16 protein-coding genes are annotated in these 17,423 nt (G+C 66.3%); 5 read left to right on the top strand and 11 right to left on the bottom strand.

The window, feature by feature from the left end; translation table 11 throughout:
- Positions 1-75: 75 nt before the first annotated feature.
- On the top strand, positions 76-1,332 hold the full coding sequence (locus tag ABIA65_RS29185) for an MFS transporter (protein ID WP_354525738.1): 1,257 nt from the start codon (positions 76-78) through the stop codon (positions 1,330-1,332).
- Here the strand turns inward: ABIA65_RS29185 and ABIA65_RS29190 are convergent.
- The 5 genes from ABIA65_RS29190 to ABIA65_RS29210 form a co-directional block, all read right to left on the bottom strand.
- Positions 1,271-2,506: an acyl-CoA dehydrogenase family protein gene (locus ABIA65_RS29190; protein WP_241404438.1), complete on the bottom strand. Its 1,236-nt coding sequence runs from the start codon at positions 2,504-2,506 to the stop codon at positions 1,271-1,273. The genes ABIA65_RS29185 and ABIA65_RS29190 overlap by 62 nt on opposite strands.
- The gene (locus ABIA65_RS29195) at positions 2,499-3,506 is read right to left on the bottom strand and encodes a GNAT family N-acetyltransferase (RefSeq protein WP_354525739.1); all 1,008 of its coding nucleotides are present in this window, start codon (positions 3,504-3,506) and stop codon (positions 2,499-2,501) included. Before ABIA65_RS29195 ends, ABIA65_RS29190 begins: the two co-directional genes overlap by 8 nt.
- Complete coding sequence (locus tag ABIA65_RS29200) at positions 3,503-5,065, bottom strand: APC family permease (protein ID WP_354525740.1); 1,563 nt, start codon at positions 5,063-5,065, stop codon at positions 3,503-3,505. The genes ABIA65_RS29195 and ABIA65_RS29200 overlap by 4 nt, the downstream gene beginning before the upstream one ends.
- 136 nt (positions 5,066-5,201) lie before the next feature.
- Complete coding sequence (locus tag ABIA65_RS29205) at positions 5,202-6,566, bottom strand: LLM class flavin-dependent oxidoreductase (RefSeq protein ID WP_241404431.1); 1,365 nt, start codon at positions 6,564-6,566, stop codon at positions 5,202-5,204.
- Positions 6,563-7,870 (bottom strand): NtaA/DmoA family FMN-dependent monooxygenase, encoded by a 1,308-nt coding sequence (locus ABIA65_RS29210; protein WP_354525741.1) that lies wholly within the window; start codon positions 7,868-7,870, stop codon positions 6,563-6,565. The genes ABIA65_RS29205 and ABIA65_RS29210 overlap by 4 nt, the downstream gene beginning before the upstream one ends.
- Before the next feature lie 168 nt (positions 7,871-8,038).
- On the opposite strand from ABIA65_RS29210, the gene ABIA65_RS29215 reads away from it, so the two are divergent.
- Positions 8,039-8,536, top strand: a complete 498-nt coding sequence (locus tag ABIA65_RS29215; RefSeq protein WP_354525742.1) for a GAF domain-containing protein — start codon at positions 8,039-8,041, stop codon at positions 8,534-8,536.
- 24 nt (positions 8,537-8,560) lie between these two features.
- Here the strand turns inward: ABIA65_RS29215 and ABIA65_RS29220 are convergent, their stop codons facing one another.
- From ABIA65_RS29220 to lepA, 3 genes are all read right to left on the bottom strand, one after another.
- On the bottom strand, positions 8,561-8,701 hold the full coding sequence (locus tag ABIA65_RS29220) for a hypothetical protein (protein ID WP_241404425.1): 141 nt from the start codon (positions 8,699-8,701) through the stop codon (positions 8,561-8,563).
- Between the two features lie 214 nt (positions 8,702-8,915).
- On the bottom strand, positions 8,916-9,626 hold the full coding sequence (locus tag ABIA65_RS29225) for a sensor domain-containing protein (protein WP_241404423.1): 711 nt from the start codon (positions 9,624-9,626) through the stop codon (positions 8,916-8,918).
- Positions 9,627-9,689: 63 nt separating this feature from the next.
- The gene (gene lepA, locus ABIA65_RS29230) at positions 9,690-11,537 is read right to left on the bottom strand and encodes a translation elongation factor 4 (protein ID WP_305853349.1); all 1,848 of its coding nucleotides are present in this window, start codon (positions 11,535-11,537) and stop codon (positions 9,690-9,692) included.
- A 130-nt stretch (positions 11,538-11,667) separates the two neighbouring features.
- Between lepA and ABIA65_RS29235 the strand changes: the two genes are divergently transcribed.
- Positions 11,668-12,279, top strand: a complete 612-nt coding sequence (locus tag ABIA65_RS29235) for a type II toxin-antitoxin system PemK/MazF family toxin (RefSeq protein WP_241404421.1) — start codon at positions 11,668-11,670, stop codon at positions 12,277-12,279.
- A gap of 19 nt (positions 12,280-12,298) precedes the next feature.
- On the opposite strand, the gene ABIA65_RS29240 is transcribed toward ABIA65_RS29235, so the two are convergent.
- Genes ABIA65_RS29240 through ABIA65_RS29250 form a run of 3 tightly spaced genes read right to left on the bottom strand, consistent with a single transcriptional unit; the run spans position 12,299 to position 14,957 of the window.
- Positions 12,299-13,198 carry a MetQ/NlpA family ABC transporter substrate-binding protein gene (locus ABIA65_RS29240; protein WP_354525743.1) on the bottom strand — a complete coding sequence of 300 codons (900 nt, stop codon included), beginning with the start codon at positions 13,196-13,198 and terminating at the stop codon, positions 12,299-12,301.
- 11 nt (positions 13,199-13,209) lie between these two features.
- Positions 13,210-13,950: a methionine ABC transporter permease gene (locus tag ABIA65_RS29245; RefSeq protein WP_354525744.1), complete on the bottom strand. Its 741-nt coding sequence runs from the start codon at positions 13,948-13,950 to the stop codon at positions 13,210-13,212.
- Positions 13,947-14,957, bottom strand: coding sequence for a methionine ABC transporter ATP-binding protein (locus ABIA65_RS29250; RefSeq protein WP_354525745.1), 1,011 nt, complete (start codon positions 14,955-14,957; stop codon positions 13,947-13,949). The genes ABIA65_RS29245 and ABIA65_RS29250 overlap by 4 nt, the downstream gene beginning before the upstream one ends.
- Positions 14,958-15,134: 177 nt before the next feature.
- Here ABIA65_RS29250 and ABIA65_RS29255 point away from each other — a divergent pair, with 177 nt between their 5' ends.
- Positions 15,135-16,055, top strand: coding sequence for a MetQ/NlpA family ABC transporter substrate-binding protein (locus ABIA65_RS29255; RefSeq protein WP_354525746.1), 921 nt, complete (start codon positions 15,135-15,137; stop codon positions 16,053-16,055).
- The gene (locus ABIA65_RS29260) at positions 16,052-17,413 is read left to right on the top strand and encodes an LLM class flavin-dependent oxidoreductase (protein WP_354525747.1); all 1,362 of its coding nucleotides are present in this window, start codon (positions 16,052-16,054) and stop codon (positions 17,411-17,413) included. The genes ABIA65_RS29255 and ABIA65_RS29260 overlap by 4 nt, the downstream gene beginning before the upstream one ends.
- Positions 17,414-17,423 lie beyond the last annotated feature (10 nt).

Below are 17,423 nucleotides of genomic sequence, written 5' to 3' on the forward strand. Positions count from 1 at the left end.
CCGCTATGGTTGCATAATGAAACCGTTTTGATCTACCTTCACATGGTTGCAATAGAAAACCATACGGAGGTTGGCGTGGTCGAGGATGAGCAAGGCGCGGCGGCGCCGGCGGGGACGGGCATATCGACATCCCTGCGAATCCTGTTGGCGGTGTTGTGCGGCGTAGCCGTTGCCAACATCTACTACGCCCAGCCGCTTCTCGAACGAATCGGCTCCGACCTGTCGATTCCGCGCGCCAACCTCGGCGTCATCATCGCGATCGCCCAACTCGGCTACCTGGTGGGTCTGATAGCCCTGGTTCCGCTCGGCGATCTGGTGAACCGCAGAAAGCTGATTGCCATCCAGATCGGCGCCGCAGCCGCGGGGACGACGCTGGTCGCCTTCTCCACGACGAGTGTGCAGCTACTGGTGGGAATGGCTGTGGCAGGACTCTTCTCGGTGGTGGTGCAAGTGGTGGTGGCCTACGCGGCGGCGGTCAGCGCACCTGCCGAGCGCGGTATGAACATCGGTGTCGTCACGAGTGGGGTGGTCATTGGCATTGTCATGGCGCGTACCGCTTCCGGCGTCATCGCGGATCTCGTGGGCTGGCGTGCCGTTTACGCGGGGTCGGCCCTCATCTCCGTGCTGCTTGCGGGTGTTGCGCTGGCTCGGCTACCTCGTGACAAACGGGTACCGCCCGAGCGCACGTATGCCCGGGCAGTTGTCTCGGTGATCACCCTGACGGCCACCGATCGAGTGTTCCGCCCGCGGGCGGTGATAGCCCTGTTTCTGTTCGCATCCTTTGGGGTGCTGTGGAGCGGGATGGCGCTGCCGCTCAGCGCAGACCCGTGGCACTTGTCGACCACACAGATCGGGCTGTTCGGGATCGCGGGCTTGATCGGCGCCCTCGGCGCCACCCGCGCTGGACGATGGGCCGATCGGGGGAAACAGCAGCGCGTCACCGCGATAGGGCTGATCGTCCTCATGATCTCCTGGGTGTTCAGTGCGCAGGCTCCCCACTCCCTCGTTCTGTTCGTGATCGGCGTCATCGCACTCGATTTCGCCGTTCAGGCCGTACATGTCACGAGCCAGAACCGGATCGTCGCGCACGCGCCGGAATCCGCAGGCAGCGTTGTCGGCAGCTACATGGTCTTCTACTCGCTCGGCAGCGCCATCGGAGCAATGAGCAGCGCCGCGGTCTTTGCGTCCGCGGGGTGGGGAGCGGTGTGCGTCCTTGGCGGTGCCTACGCTGCTGTGGCCTTCTGCGTCTGGGCGGTCGAGCTACGCGGACTCAGTTACCCTGCCCGCCGCGACCGCCGGCAACGAGACTCGACACCGGTGTCCTGCCGTTGACGAGCCAGTCCCCCAGGATCCGGGCCTTGTAGACCCGCGGGTTGTGCGACGCCAGGGTCCTGGCGTTGCGCCAGTGCCTGTCGAGCCCGTTGACCTCCGACACCCCCGATGCGCCAAGGGCATCGAAGATCTCGGTGGTGGACTTCAGCGCAGCGGCGATAATCACCAGCTGCGCCTGCGACACCGCAACCTCGGCGTCGATCAAGAGCTGCTCGACGCGGGATTCGCGGGCCTGCACGCGAGCGTCGACGATATCGTCCAGCGTGCTGCTACCTCTGCTCAGTGCGGCGTCCGCCGCGAACACATCGGCCGACACCTGACCGATGACCTGAAGTAGTTGTGCGTCATCGGAGGGAACCTCGGTGAGCCCCTGCGGGTAGTTGCGCGTCCGCGCCCTCAATTGGGCTGTGCCGTCACGCAACGCCGCGCGCGTGATACCGGTCAACACCGACAGCATCGCGGTCTGATAGAAGTGCGCCTGGTAGACGAACCGGTCTGTGGCTGGGAAGACGTCACCCTCCTGCGCGGGGACCTGGTTGTAGCGCGCCGATCCACTGGCCGTGGTGCGCTGACCGAATCCTCGCCAGTCATCGACCAGTTCGACTCCCGGATCATCGGCCCGCACGAGCGCCGTGAGCAGTGTCCCGTCGTCATCCTTACCCAGAACGTCGAGCCAGTCCGCGTAGAGGCTGCCGGTGGCATAGTATTTCGCGCCGGTGACCTCCCAGTGGTCGTCGCGTTGTATCACGGTCGAGGCGATGTTGGCCAGGGTGACGTTGTTCGCCTCGGTCCATCCGCCACCCACGAACGCACCCGAGAGGAAGCGCTTCAGCCAGGTGTCGGCACCAGCCGACCGTGGCGCGTTGAGCCGGTCCTCGACGAAGGCGAGATGGTTGCGGAAGATGTGCGCGACGTTCGGGTCGGCGGCAGCAAGATCCGCCAACAGCTCGAACGTCTGCTGCAGCGAGGCTCCGAAACCACCGTCCTCCTTGGGGATTCGCAGCGTGCCGAAACCCTCGTCCCGCAACCAGCGCACCTGCTCGTGCGGGAACGTCCGGTCGCGCTCTCGCTCGGTATTGCCCTCGGCGATGAACTCGAACACGGGCCCGAACCTCACCCACAGCTCGTCGTCCGTTGCGCTCGGGTGGCGCAGGTAGGTCTCGTTGTCACTCATGGGTGTTCGGCTCCCTCACGGCATCGATACGGTATGCGTACTGGTTCTCCACGGCGACATACCCGAGTCGCCGGTACAGCAGGTGGGCATTGCTCTGGTTGTTGATGTCGGTGCCCAGGGAGGCGACCGTCACGCCGCGCCGCAGCGCCGCGAGCCAGACCTTGCGCAGCAGAAGCTCACCGATCCCCCGCTTACGCTGATCGCTGCGGACTCCGATGTAGTCGGTGTGGGCACTGCGTTCCTCGCCCGGCGCCGCCCCTGCGGTGAACGTCGAGCCAAGCACATAGCCCACGACATCACCGGAGACGTCGACCGCCGCGACGCTGAAGTCAGGCGTGAACGACCGGCTGTGCAGGTGATGCGCGAACGCCGCCGGGGTCTTCGACATGTTGCCGAAGTGTTCGAGGAACGTGTCGTACTGCAGGCGGCGCACCTGCTCACCCAGGCCGCGGTCGACGACCTCCGCCCAGCTCAGCACCGTCAATCCCGACACCTCGACCGCTGCCAGCCCGTCGACGTCCTCCCCCTCCAGCGGCTTGCGGGTCCTGATGAACTCCCCCTCCCGCCAGGCGCCGCGTGCGATGAGCGCATCCAGCGCCGCAGCCTGGTCTGTGCCGATGAAGACGCGCAGATACGCCCCCGCGACACCCCTCGCCTCACGGTGGAACCGATCCACAGTCGCGCCGACGATCTCGTCGATGAGGACATGTCGCGCATCGGGGCCGAACACGAACTCGCCCGAGATCTCCGCGAGGTCGACACCGTGTGGCGGTCGCAGCAGCGCGTAACCCCGCACCCGACCCGCCTCGTCACGCAACACCGTCGCGCCGTCGGGATAGACGCCGTCGAGCTGCTCGGCGACATCGCGGGAGTCAGCGGAGAACTTGCGTCCGCCCAACCCGCTGGTGGTGGCCAGAAAGTCGGCGATCAGGGGATGGTCGACGGCGGATGCCGGTGACCGCGACCAGCTTCCGACGCCACGAAAGTCGGTCAGTGTCATGGCGCGACTGGCTCCCGGTCGCGCGACGACTCGGGATCGCCGTCCTCGGCCGGGTCCTGCTCGGCCCGGTGCTCCTCGGCGAGGACTTCCAGGATGCCCGCGTCGACGAGCCGCTGCTGCTCCTCCTCCGACAGCGTCTGGATGGTTCCGATCCGCTCGGCCACTTCGGGTTTCGCCCAGCGCAGGTAGGCGTACCAGAGCAGCCCGGCGAGCAGGATGCCGCCGTAGATGAACGGCAGGATGTTGAACGGGAACTCGGGCACCGGGTAGAAGTTGCTGAAGATGACGTATCCCAGCCCGATGGCCGCCGCCACCGAGACCGCGAGCCGCACCGGCGTGAGCGCCTTGATCTTGGCCAGCCAAATCGGCGTCGCGATGACGACCAGCAGATAGCTGATCAGGAAGCCCCATGTGGCGACGTAACCGCCGTACACGTCGAACACCAGACGCCCCACCGAGCTGAACGTCGCGACCACCGAGAAGATCAGCGACACAGCACCCACGAAGACGATTCCCGCCCAGGGTGTGCGGTGCCTCTCGTGCACCTTGGTGAAGACCGCGGGCAGCGCGCCCTCGTGGGCGAACGTGAACAACGACCGAGCAGCGGCGGTTGTGACCGCGGTGACGAAGACGATGAACGCGATGGCGACCGCGGCGCTGACCACGTAGTTGACCCAGCTCACACCAACGGCGTCAGCCAGTTGTGGCAGTACCGCCTTATCGCCGTCGATATCGTCGAAGAACAGGATCTGCGGGTAGGTGGCGACGATGTAGAGCACACCGAGCAGAAGGACAACCCGCAGCAGCGAACGCGAGATGTTGCGGTGCGCATCCTTGGCCTCGGCGCCCAGCGAGGCGACGCTCTCGAAGCCTGCGTAAGAACCCACCGCGGTCACGGCGGCGATGAAGGTGGCACTGGATCCCAGATGTGCGGGATTCCACTGCTCCCAGTCGATTCGGACGCCGTACGCCACGTAGGAGCCGATGATGATCACCAGGATGGACGCGATCGCGATGAGTTCGAAGGCCAGTTCGTACTTCGCCGCGATCGAGACCCCCCGGTAGGGCAGGTACACCGCGGCGGCCACCACCACGATGACGAGCAGCAACTTGAACCAGGTTGCCTCCGAACCGATGCCGATGGCCTCCAGGAACGAGTCCAGGTAGAGCACACCGCCGAGGGTGCCGGTGGTGGCGAAGCCGATGTAGCCGATCAGCAGGCTGAACCCTGCGGCATAGGCGAATCCGGACCCGAGACCGTTGCCGGTGTAGGTGCCCAGCGATCCCGAGGACACCGTGCGCTTGGCCTGGAAGCTGATGGTGGTGGCGATGAGGACGACAATCACCAAGCCCACCAGCACCGCCCACGCGGCGCCCTTGCCCGCCGCCACGAACAGTGAGAAAGGCACCACCGCGACCGCCACGCTGGGGGCGGCTGCCGCCAGTCCCTGGGCGAAGACGCCCCAGGGTCCGAGTGCCTCCCGTTCCAGTCCGGTGTCCTGAGCCGACGTCAGCCTCTTGCCCGACAGGCTGACCTCTGGATTCGCCGAGTTCGACACGATTACCGCCTTTCGCACATGCGTCATCGCCGGGCGGCGCAATGCGTTGCCGGAACTGTGATTAACGCTGAAATGATCTTGTAGTCACACTGCCGCAACACCTCTGTCGGCGGCAGTCATCGGATCGGGCAGATTCTTATCTGCGGTATGCGGCGGCCGGGTGATCGCGCGCGAGCCGCGCCGAGTCGGAGCCGAACAGCCGCTGCCGCAACGTCGTCGGGTCCCCCTGCTCCGCAGCGCGGCCACGGCGTCGCAGTTCGGGGATGACGTGCTCGGCGACGTCCCTGAAACTTCCGGGCGTGACGTGGTAGGCGATGTTGAAACCGTCCACGCCGGAGCGTTCTGCGTAGGCCTCCAGCTCGTCTGCGACGGTGGATCCCGAGCCGACGAACAGCTCGCCGCCGAATCCGCCGAGACCTCCCACGTAGTCGCGCAACGTCAATCGTTCCGAGGTGGCGACCGACGCGAGAATGGAACGGCTGGCGTCGGTGTCGAACTGTTCGATCGGCCGGTCCACCCCGTAGCTCGACCAGTCGACACCGCTGAGCGCCGACAGCAGCACCAGGCCGCCCTCGAGGTCGTGGTAGGTGGCCAGCTCGTCGGCCTTGGCGCGTGCCGCGGAATCAGTGCTGTCCGTGACGATCTCGACCGAGGTGATGAACCTGATCGAGTCGGGATCACGCCCGTGGCCCACCGCGCGGCGCCGGACGTCGTCGATGTTCGCGCGCAGCACGTCAGGGCGCGGATCGCTGGCGAAGACGAGTTCGGCGTTACGGGCGGCGAACTCGCGGCCCGCGGCCGATGTGCCGGCCTGGAACAGCACCGGGGTCCGCTGCGGCGAGGGTTCCACCAAATGGGCTCCCGGCACGCTGAAGTAGCGACCGCTGTGCTCGATCGGGTGGACCTTCTGCGGATCGGTGTAGACACCGCGGTCACGGTCCCTGACCACCGCATCGTCCTCCCACGAGCCCTCCCACAGCTTGTAGGCGACATCGAGGAACTCACTGGCCATCGCATAGCGCTCGTCGTGCGGAATCTGGCGGTCCCTGGCGATGATGTTGCGCGCCGCACTGTCCAACAACGACGTGACGATGTTCCAGCCGATCCGGCCGCCCGTCAGGTGATCCAGAGTGCTGAACTTGCGGGCCAGTAGATAGGGGCTCTCATAGGTCGTTGACACGGTGATGCCGAACCCGATTCGCTCGGTGACTGCGGCCATCGCGGACACCGCCAGCAGCGGATCGGTCACGGGTGTCTGCACGCCGCGCGACAGTGCGGCCGACGCGTCACCACCGAAGACGTCGAGCTGGCCGACCGCGTCGGCAACGAACAGGACGTCGAACCCGCCGTCCTCGAGCAGCTTGGCGAGATCGGTCCAGTACCGCAGGTCGGTGTAGCGCGAGGTGTGATCCTCGGGGTGTCGCCACATGCCGAAGTTGCCGTGCGAGGCCGTCGACATGGTGAACGCCGACAACGCGAACGGCCTGTCCACCCGCGTCATGCCTGCACGCCGAACCGCGCGGGCACCTCGAGACCCAGATGGCTGCGCAACGTGGCACCGGCGTACTCGTGCCGGAACAGACCACGCTTGCGCAGGACCGGCACCACCTGGTCGACGAAGAGATCCAGCTGCCCGGGCAGACCCGAGTCGCTGAGCACGAAGCCGTCGGAGGCCCCGGTGTGGAACCACTCCTCGATATCGTCGGCGATCCGTTCGGGGGTGCCGATCACCTGCGCACCCCAGCCGTTGACGGTGCGGTACAGGAACTCCCGCACCGTGGTGGCTTCGGCTGCCAACGCCCGATAGCCGGCCAGGGCGGTCTGGTGCGTCTGGGTGGTGGCGGGGAACGCCGAGGAGGGCACCGGACTGTCCAGGTCCGCACCGGTGACGTCGACGTCGACCTCGAGCAACCAGCCCGCCTGGTACTCGGGGCTGAAGTGCTCGTAGGCGGTGCGTTCAGCACGCGCGGCCTCGTCCTCTGTCGAACCGACGATGAACCGCAGCGACGGTGTGATCAGCGGTGGTGTCCTCCGACCGACGGCCAGCGCCTTGGCGTGGATCTGACGGTAGAAGTCAGCTGCCCGCGCCCGGTTGCCCTGGCCGGTGAAGATCACCTCGGCGTGCCGTGCGGCGAACGCACTTCCCGCGCTCGAGCTGCCCGCCTGAAAGATCACCGGCCTGCCCTGAGGGGAACGCGCGGCACCGATCGGCCCCTTGACGTCGAAGTAGCGCCCATGGTGTTCGGTGACGTGAATCTTGCTGACGTCGTTGAAGACTCCCGCCTGACGGTCGGCGACGATGGTGTCCTCGCCCCAGCCGTCCCACAGGTTGGTGACGACGTCGATGGCCTCCTCGGCGATGCGGTATCGCTCGTCATGGTCGACCACTCCGCGGGCGCTGAAGTTGTCGGCGGCCGCCGCGGCGAAGCTGGTCACCAGATTCCAGCCGGTTCGTCCCCCGCTGAGATGATCGAGTGAGAGGAACTGGCGGGCCAGGTGGAATGGGTGCGCGAGGGTCGCCGATCCGGTCAGCACGAGGCCGATGTGTTCGGTGACCGACGACAGCGCGGCCGCCGTGGTGAGCGGTTCGAAGTCCTCGGTGGTCTTGTACGCCCAGGTGGCAGGTGGGCCGAAGTTCAGCCCGTCGGCGAAGAACAGCGCGTCCAGTCCCCCGCGCTCAGCCGTGCGCGCCCGTTCGATCAACGCGCGTCGTACGCCCGCGGTGGTGTGGTCGATATCGGGATGCCGCCAGGGCCCTGCCGAACGGGTGTTGCCGAACAGCAGCAGATGCAGTTGACGGGTCACGGGTGAAGCACTCCTTGCGACATTCCTTGTGGCGTTGGGATTCTCGACGGTAACGATGGTGCGAGCCTCCGTCGCCGGTAAAGCGCGGCGCGAGCCGAACACGATCCCCGCAGGATCGACGTGATCTAAACCGTTGCGATGCCCCACGCACTGGGTCACTATCCGCGCATGACCGCCCCGGAACCCAACGTCACCGATACCACCGCAGGACTGGCGCAGATCGCCCGCAGGCTCGATGCGCTCGCAGAGCGGCTGGGGGTGAAGTCAGTGCTGGTGATGCGCTCCGATCCAGACGCGATGGTCGTGGCGGCCACGGCCGGCGAGGCGACCAAGCACTACACCGTGGGCGCCGCGGGCCGCAAGGCCGGCAGGGACGCCGACCGGGTGCCGCTGTACTGCGAACGCATCGTGGACACCGATGCTCCCTTGTTCGTGCGGGATTCGCGGGAGGATGCCACCTTCGCCGGCAATGAGGACGAGGTCGAATTCGGCTTGAGCAACTACCTCGGTGTCGCGGTCCACGATGAGTCGGGCGCGGTGCTCGGCACCGTCTGCGTGCTCGACGACGGCCCGCGCGACTACACCGATGAGCAACGGGCCGAACTCGAGAGCCTGCGCGACGACGTGGAACAGATCGTGCGCCGCGACAGCGGTGCCCTGGGCTAAGCCGAACGCCGCGCCGCCGGACGCCTATGGCGAGGCGGAGAACCCACCGGTCGGCGACCCCGAATCTGGGGCGCCGACGGGATGCGGAGAGAACAGGATTCCCCCGATGACGACGGCCGCGGCACCCAGTACCAACGGAATCCACGGCCGGACTAGACGCAGCATGGCGGGCTCCTTCGACGGCAGGTACCCACGACGCTAGGCCGCGGTGTGCCCAACCTGCTGGGTGCCGGTCCGACTCCCCCGCTCACCGGCGGGCGACGACGACGTGCTGGTGCCACCGAATCGGTTGCCGAACAGCTCATTCCGTGCCCGACGTACCAATCGCCGGGCGGGCATCGGTGTTCGAATCAGGCTGGTCGCAACCAGCAGATCGGACCTAGCGCTTGGCCGCCTTTGCCAGCATCTTCTCGGCGATGTCGACGGCCTGATCCTCGATACCGAAGGCGCACGCCCACGTCTCGACGCTCAGGTTCGACACCACCGACATGGCGTGCTGGCACTGCCAGTCGTCGAAGTCTTCCTGCACAGTGACCTGAGCGATCACGTCATCGCGGGTGTCGAGGTCCTCGACGTGCCAGATGTAGGTGGACTCGTAGTCGTCCACGGAGACCGAGAAACCGGCGCAGTGACCCCACGCCGCAGCGGAGTCGTCGAAGAACTCGCGGGCCTGGCGTTCGGACGGAAACAGCACTGCGGTCTGCTCGACCCAGTGCTGCCTGTCGTTCTCCTCGTCGCCGACAACCTGATCGCGGACCGCCGTCCAGCCGGTGCCCTCGTACACGGCCTCCTCGGCGCCGAAGAGCGCGCCCAGGCAATCCGGATCCGACACCGAGTCGGCGTTGTCGGACATCTCCCCGGTCTCGAGGATGACCTCCAGATTGCGCGCGCCGACGATGTCCTCGATCTCGTCGACGGTCAACATGATTCGGTCGATATCGGACTCCTTGAGGGACCCGACGTTCGCCGGCGCGGCCGCCGGGTCGCGTACCGCGGACCCCGTCACCGTGCTCGTACACGCCGTGAGGAGACAGGCGGCGGCCAGCACGACAAGTAGTCGAGGGGTCGGCCCCTTGCCAGCAGTACTCACCGCGTCATTGTGACGGACACAGCGGCCCTCCGCCGCGTTCTGACAACGTCCACTTCTTGGCGTCTACTTCTTCGGCTTGTCGCTTGCCGCATCAGAGGACAGCGCGGCGACGAAGGCCTCCTGCGGGACTTCTACCCGCCCGATGGTCTTCATCCGCTTCTTGCCCTCCTTCTGCTTCTCCAGCAGCTTGCGCTTGCGGGTGATGTCACCGCCGTAGCACTTGGAGAGCACGTCCTTGCGGATGGCCCGGATGTTTTCGCGCGCAATGATTCTCGACCCGATCGCGGCCTGAATCGGGACCTCGAACTGCTGGCGCGGAATGAGTTCCTTGAGCTTGGTGGTCATCTTGTTGCCGTAGGCGGCGGCGGAGTCCTTGTGCACGATTGCACTGAACGCATCCACCGCCTCGCCCTGCAGGAGGATGTCGACCTTGACCAGGTCGGCCTCCTGCTCGCCGGCCTCCTCGTAGTCGAGGCTGGCATAGCCGCGCGTGCGCGACTTGAGTGAGTCGAAGAAGTCGAAGATGATCTCGCCCAACGGCATCGTGTACCGCAGTTCGACGCGCTCGGGTGAGAGGTAGTCCATACCGCCCAGCTCGCCGCGACGCTGCTGGCACAGCTCCATGATCGTGCCGATGAACTCGCTGGGTGCTATGACGGTTGTCTTCACCACCGGTTCGTAGACGGCGCCCACCTTGCCCTCGGGCCACAGCGACGGATTCGTCACGACGAGTTCGCTGCCGTCGTCCTTGACCACCCGGTACACGACGTTCGGTGACGTGGAGATGAGATCGAGGTCGAACTCGCGCTCGAGGCGCTCACGGGTGATCTCCATGTGCAGCAGACCGAGGAAGCCGCAGCGGAATCCGAAGCCGAGCGCCACCGAGGTCTCTGGCTCCCACACCAGCGCCGCGTCGTTGAGCTGCAGCCGCTCCAGCGCGTCCCGCAGGTTCGGGTAGTCGGAGCCGTCGACCGGGTAGAGGCCCGAGTAGACCATCGGCTTGGGTTCGCGGTATCCAGTCAACGCCTCGGTGGCGCCGTTGCGGGCGGACGTCACGGTGTCACCGACCTTGGACTGTCGAACGTCCTTCACACCGGTGATGAGGTAGCCCACCTCGCCGACGCCCAGTCCCCCGGTGGCCTTCGGCTCGGGCGAGACGATGCCGACTTCCAGCAGTTCGTGCGTCGTCCCGGTCGACATCATCTTGATCTTCTCGCGCGGGTTGAGCTTGCCGTCCACCACGCGGACATAGGTCACCACGCCGCGGTAGATGTCATAGACCGAGTCGAAGATCATGGCTCTGGCGGGCGCATCGGCGTCACCCACCGGAGCGGGGACCAGGCGGACCACCTCGTCGAGCAGCTCTGTGACACCCTCGCCGGTCTTACCCGAGACCCGCAGCACGTCGCTGGGTTCGCAGCCGATGATATGGGCGATCTCGCCCGCGTAGCGGTCGGGATCGGCGGCGGGCAGGTCGATCTTGTTGAGCACCGGGATGATCGTCAGCCCGCGGTCCAGTGCCAGGTACAGGTTGGCCAGCGTCTGCGCCTCGATGCCCTGTGCGGCGTCGACCAGGAGCACCGCTCCCTCACAGGCCTCGAGCGCGCGGGACACCTCATAGGTGAAGTCGACGTGCCCGGGGGTGTCGATCAGGTGCAGGACGAACTGCTCACCGTTCACCTCCCAGGGCAGGCGCACGTTCTGCGCCTTGATGGTGATGCCGCGCTCGCGCTCGATGTCCATTCGGTCCAGGTACTGGGCCCGCATGTCACGGTCGGCGACGACACCGGTGATGCCCAGCATCCGGTCGGCCAACGTCGACTTGCCGTGGTCGATGTGGGCGATGATGCAGAAGTTCCGTATCTGCGCCGGTGCAGTGAACGTCTTGTCGGCGAAACTGCTGATGGGAATCTCCTGATAGAACGGGGCTTAGCCCTGGGTGAGGCTCTACCAGGGTATCGAGCCACACCCGCGACGGCACAATCGCGCACACCAATCGTCGCCAGAACAACTCCCCGGATCCTCACCTATGCTCGTTTCCATGGCGTCGCAGTGGAAGACGTTTCAGCGGATTCTGAAGAACACCGAGAACCTGGTGTTCCGCGAGACCCCCAAGCTCATCCGCCAACTACCCGTGCCCGAATCGGTGCAGCGCAGCCTTGCGCAGGGCATCAAGATCGGCATCGATGCAGGTCTGGCCGCGCTGAACGCGACAACCAGCCCGCCGCCGGAGGCGATCACCGCAGGCCGCCCGATAACGCAGAACGGCGTCCCGACCGCGCACCGGGCGCGGCGGGTGGTCTACGCCCCCGACCTCGACGGCCGCGCCGACCCTGGCGAGATCGTGTGGACCTGGGTGGTCTACGAGGATGACCCGACGCGCGGCAAGGACCGACCAGTTCTCGTGGTCGGCCGCGACCAGCGCACACTTCTCGGGCTCATGCTGTCGAGTCAGGACCGGCACGTCGTCGATCACCAGTGGGTTGCGATCGGCACCGGCGGCTGGGACCACGAGGGTCGCCCCAGCTTTGTTCGACTGGACCGCGTGCTCGACGTGCCCGAGGAGGGAATCCGCCGCGAGGGCGCCATCCTGGAACGCGAGCGTTTCGAAGCGGTCGCCGCCCGCCTGCGCGCCGAGTACTCCTGGAGCTGACGTCGACGGACCTGCGCCGCTACAGCGGCAGCAGGATGTTCTTCACGTCCGGATCATTGGCCAGGTACTCCTGCACGGCCGGGTCCTTGAACGTCTCGACCAGCTTCTTGACGTTCTCGGTGTCAGCCCACTCGCTGCCGATCGTCAGCTGTCCGGCGAACTCATCGGGTGCCGGCGGCGCGAAGATCTGCTGACCGATCGGCACCTTGGCCGCCAGGTAGTACTCCGTGTAGCCGACCGCGGCGTCCAGATCGGGCAACGATCGCGACTGGGCGGCGAAGTCCAGGAGGGTGAACTTCAGGTTCTTCGGGTTGCCAACGATGTCCTTTTGCGTCGCCGTCCACTTGTCGACCGCCGGGTTCAGCGTGATCAGCCCCGCCCGCTCCAGCAGCCACAGTCCCTGCGCCTCGTTCGCCGGATCCGAGTACAGCGAGACGTTGGCCCCGTCAGGCAGCTGCGCGGGGTCGGTGTACTTGTCCGACCAGATTCCGAAGCCCCACCGGAACACCGGCGTCGCCGCCTCCTCCTTGAAGTCCGGGTTGGCCTCCAGCACCTGACCCAGCCACAGCTTGTGCTGATAGATGGTCCCGGCGACCTCGCCGTCGCTGACAGCACGGTTGATCGTGTTGCTGTCCGACAGGCCCTGGAAGGCCACCTTGATCCCGTGCCGCGGTGCGACCTCCGCCGCGATGTACTCGATCAACGCCTGCTCGGCCGCGTTGCCCTCATTGGTGGCGACGACCAGGGTTGCGCCGGGAATCTCGTTCGCCGACTCCGTCTTGCCGAAGAACAGCAGCCGCGCCCCGACGACCACGACCACCACAACTGCGAGGCTCAGTGCGATCCAGAGCCATTTCGGCCGACGTTTCAGCTCGAACCCGTGATCGTCGGTGCCCTCCACCGTGGTGTTGGTCGCCATGGGATTTCCTCTCAAGCGGGGACTGCGCGTTTGCGCAGCGGACGGGCCGCGCCGGTGCCAAGGCGGCTGCGCGGCGTGGTGAAGCGAACGAGGGCATCACCGATCAACTGAACCGCGGCGACGGTGATGACCAGGATGATGATGGTGGCCAGCATGACGCCCTGGTCGAAGCGCTGGTAACCGTAAGTAACTGCGACATAGCCGATTCCGCCGGCGCCGATGGTGCCTGCGATCGCGGAGTACTCGATCATCGCAATGACGTTGATGGTCAGGCCGCCGATGATCGACGGCACCGCCTCGGCGAGCTGTGCGCTGCGGATGATCTGAACATTCGATCCGCCTGACGCGCGGGCCACCTGCACCACCGACGGCGCCACCGAGCGCAGCGAGTTCTCCACGATCCTGGTGAAGAACGCGGTGCCCGCCAACGTCATCGGCACTACCGCTGCGGCGATGCCGATGTTGGTACCGGTGATGAGTCTGGTGAACGGCATGATCGCGGCCATCAGGATCAGGAACGGCAGCGACCGGCCGATGCTGATGATCCAACTCAAGACCGTGTGCAGGCTGGGGTTCTCGAATAGCCCGCCTGGCGCCAGGTTGTGCACGAGGGCGCCCAGCGGCACGCCAACGAGCACCACGATGGTCATGACGATCCCGACCATGATCAGCGTGTCCAGCAGCGCCGGGAACAGCAGACCGGGCAGCTCGTTCACCGGCACCTTGGTGGTGGCCAGCAGCGTCTCGGTCACGCCACGCCCTCCAGCGCGGGGTCGATGCGGCCCTCCGTGTTGGTGGCCAATCCATAGCGCGCCAGAACCTCGGCAGCCCGCGAGTCGAACCGCTCCGGAATCCCCAGCGTCGCAGCGCCTATCGTGACACCGCCGATCTGCTGCACGGACGCGCCCAGCACCGAGAGGGGCGCACCGAGGTCCGCCGAGGCGCGCGCGATCCAGTCCGCTGGCACGTCCGGCGCGTCGTACACCACGTGCCACACCTGCTGCCCCGTCGCCGCACTCGCTGCCACCCCCTGCGGGCGCAGTTCGGCGCCCAGCGATGAATCGGGGTCGGTGAGTAGCTCCACCAGACGGCCGGACTCCACGATGCTGCCGCGGTCGAGCCTGGCGACGGAGTCCGCGATCTTGAGCACGGTGTCCATCTCATGGGTAATGAACACGATCGACAGACTCAGGTCGTCGCGCAGTTCACGCAGGAGCGCCACGACGGACTCGGTGGTCGTCGGATCCAGCCCCGCCGTCGCCTCGTCGGATAGCAGCACCGAGGGCCGCAGCGCCAGTGCGCGGGCCACTCCGACCCGCTGCCGCTGACCGCCTGAGAGCTGGAACGGGTAGTGGTTAGCCCGCTCGGTCAGACCCACCCGGTCGAGCAGTTCGGCGACGCGGGCGCGCGTCTCCACTGGGGTGACGCCGAGGTACTCCAGTGGCAGCGCGACGTTCTCGGCTGCAGTTCGGCGCTCGAACAAGCCCGACGACTGAAAGACGGTCCCAATTCTGCGGCGGGCAACGCGAAGCTCCCTCGACGAGAGTGTCGTCAGGTCGTCACCGTTGACCACGACTGACCCGGACGTCGGCGCCGTAAGCAGGTTGACGCACTGTGCCAGCGTGCTTTTCCCGGCCCCACTGGGGCCGACGACGGCGAGGATTTCGCCGGCATCCACGCGGAAGTTGATCCGGTCCAGCACCACCGTCCGTTCGTCGCCGTGGCCGTAGATCTTCGTCAGGTCAGTCAGCTCGATCATCGAAGGGGGACGTCCTCAGGAAGTGGGGTGTGCAGGCGTCATCGCCGTTGGAGTCGAACCGTCTCAGAACTCGGCACCGAGCGAAAACCATTGCAATCACCATGAATCAATGCAATTGACGCCAACATGATCCAAACCATGGGCGAAGCGGTTCACGGCCGCCACACTTCTGAAGACATGAGCATCGACGACTCGGTCTCCGTCCGCGACGGGGCCGAACCACACGGTTTCACCATCGACAAGCGACGCAAGTGGCCCTACCTCGTCGTCACGGCGATCGTCGTCATCGCCATCGCCACATTCGTCGTCATTCAGCGCAGCGCCGGCACGGCGTCACCGAATGAAACCGCCGGTGCCACTCTCGATGTGGTCTATCTGGACTCGAACCCGGCCGAGAAGCGAATCATCGAGTTCATTGCGGACAAGATTGCCCCCGACTACGGCGTACGGGTCGGTGCGGTCGGACTCGGTGACAGCACGCAGATCAACCAGGCGATAAGCGACGGTCGCTACGCCGGCACCATCTTCCAGCACCGGCATTGGCTGCAGCAGGTGCTCGACGCCAACCCGGGCTTCCGGGAGGAGGCGGCTACCGGTCCGTTCTTCCACTGGGTGTTCGGCATCTGGTCGGACAAGTACAAGACACCGCAGGAGATCCCTGACGGCGCAACGGTATCGCTGCTCGCCGACCCCGCGAACAACGCCCAGGGCATCTGGTACCTGGCCCAGGCCGGCTTGATCACCCTGCGACCTGACGCCGATATCACCGCATTGACCCAGAAGGACATCGTCGGCAACGCGAAGAACCTGAGGTTCACGCTGCTCGACTTCGGCGCCCAGCCGCGCGCCCTGCCCGACCTCGACGCGGTCGTCGGATACGCGGAGTCCTTCCTCGCGGCGGGTGTGCCGGAGGACAAGCTGATCTACGCCCCGAAATCACCTGACGAGTTCGCCTCGGTGCTGACTATCGGGAGCAACTACGCCGACACCGAGAACGTCCAGAACCTCGTCAAGGCGTTCAAGGACCCCCGGGTGCAGACGTTCATCGCCGAGGACCCCGCCGTGAAGAAGCTTGCGCTGCCTGGCGATCCACAGTGAGCACGGCGAGCCGGGAACTGCACCTGGGTGTCAACGTGCTGTCCGACGGTATGCACCCGGCGGCGTGGCAGCATCCCAGCGCTGACCCCGACTGGTTCACCGACCCCGCGTTCTGGATCGAGGTGGCCCAGATCGCGGAGCGCGGAACGCTCGATGCGCTGTTTCTCGCCGACAGCCCGTCGCTGTTCCAGAAGCCCGACGAGCCGCTGGTGGCACCGCCGCTCGCACTCGACCCGCTGGTGCTGCTGTCGACACTGGCATCGGCCACCACACATCTCGGGCTCATTGGCACCGTGTCGACGTCCTTCGAGGAGCCCTACAACCTCGCTCGCCGGTTCTCGTCACTGGATCACCTCAGCCGCGGGCGGGTGGCATGGAACGTGGTGACCAGCAGTGATCCATACGCGTGGAACAACTTCGGCCATGGCGATGACCCCGGCGGCCGGCCCGACCGGCGCGACCGGTACCGGCGCGCCGCGGAGTTCATCGACGTGGTTCGTGCGCTGTGGGATTCCTGGGACGACGACGCCGTACTCGCCGACAAACGCACAGGAGCGTTCAGCAGAGCGGGCGCCATCCACACGATCGACCACCGCGGCGAGTTCTTCAGCGTCGACGGACCGCTGACGCTGCCCCGTTCCCCGCAAGGGCATCCGGTGCTGTTCCAGGCCGGCGGCTCGCCGGGTGGCCTCGATCTGGCGGCCCGGTATGCCGACGGTGTGTTCGCCGCGCAGGCCTCGCTGCCGGATGCGCTACGCAACGCCGACGAACTGCGTTCGCGCACAGTCGCGTACGGACGACCCCGGGATGCAATCCGCATCATGCCCGGGCTGTCGTTCGTGCTGGGCAGCACCGACGATGAGGCCCGGCGCCGCAACGACGAATTGAACGAGCTGGCCGGGGAGCGCCGGCTGGCACACCTGGCCGGGCAGATCTCCGTCGATCCCGGCGAACTCGACTGGGACAAGCCACTGCCACAGTGGCTGCTCGACGGTGCGGTGACCGATACGGGATCCCAGGGTGCACGCGACATCGTCGTGAACCTGGCACGCCGCGAGGAACTGACGGTCCGTCAGCTTCTCGATCGAGTGATCACCTGGCACCGACTGGTGATCGGCTCGCCCGAGCGCATCGCCGACGCGATCGAGGAGTGGTTCGTCGCCGGGGCTGTCGACGGTTTCAACCTGATGCCTGACGTCTTCCCGTCCGGGCTCGAACTGTTCGTCGACCACGTGGTGCCGATCCTCCGCGACCGCGGCCTGTTCCGTCGGGAGTACCGGCACACCACGCTGCGTGGTCATCTGGGGCTGCAACGCCCGCTGGATCGTCGGGCAGAGCAGGCTGCGCAGACCGGCTAGACCGCGCGCG

It is taken from the genome of Mycolicibacterium sp. 624 (assembly GCF_040548615.1).
GTDB lineage: Bacteria > Actinomycetota > Actinomycetes > Mycobacteriales > Mycobacteriaceae > Mycobacterium.

Coding starts and splice junctions, on each gene's coding strand:
- ABIA65_RS29190 (WP_241404438.1), bottom strand. CDS start 2,506: ATGAGTGACAACGAGACCTACCTGCGCCACCCGAGCGCAACGGACGAC.
- ABIA65_RS29195 (WP_354525739.1), bottom strand. CDS start 3,506: ATGACACTGACCGACTTTCGTGGCGTCGGAAGCTGGTCGCGGTCACCG.
- ABIA65_RS29205 (WP_241404431.1), bottom strand. CDS start 6,566: ATGACGCGGGTGGACAGGCCGTTCGCGTTGTCGGCGTTCACCATGTCG.
- ABIA65_RS29215 (WP_354525742.1), top strand. CDS start 8,039: ATGACCGCCCCGGAACCCAACGTCACCGATACCACCGCAGGACTGGCG.
- ABIA65_RS29220 (WP_241404425.1), bottom strand. CDS start 8,701: ATGCTGCGTCTAGTCCGGCCGTGGATTCCGTTGGTACTGGGTGCCGCG.
- ABIA65_RS29235 (WP_241404421.1), top strand. CDS start 11,668: ATGGCGTCGCAGTGGAAGACGTTTCAGCGGATTCTGAAGAACACCGAG.
- ABIA65_RS29240 (WP_354525743.1), bottom strand. CDS start 13,198: ATGGCGACCAACACCACGGTGGAGGGCACCGACGATCACGGGTTCGAG.
- ABIA65_RS29250 (WP_354525745.1), bottom strand. CDS start 14,957: ATGATCGAGCTGACTGACCTGACGAAGATCTACGGCCACGGCGACGAA.
- ABIA65_RS29255 (WP_354525746.1), top strand. CDS start 15,135: ATGAGCATCGACGACTCGGTCTCCGTCCGCGACGGGGCCGAACCACAC.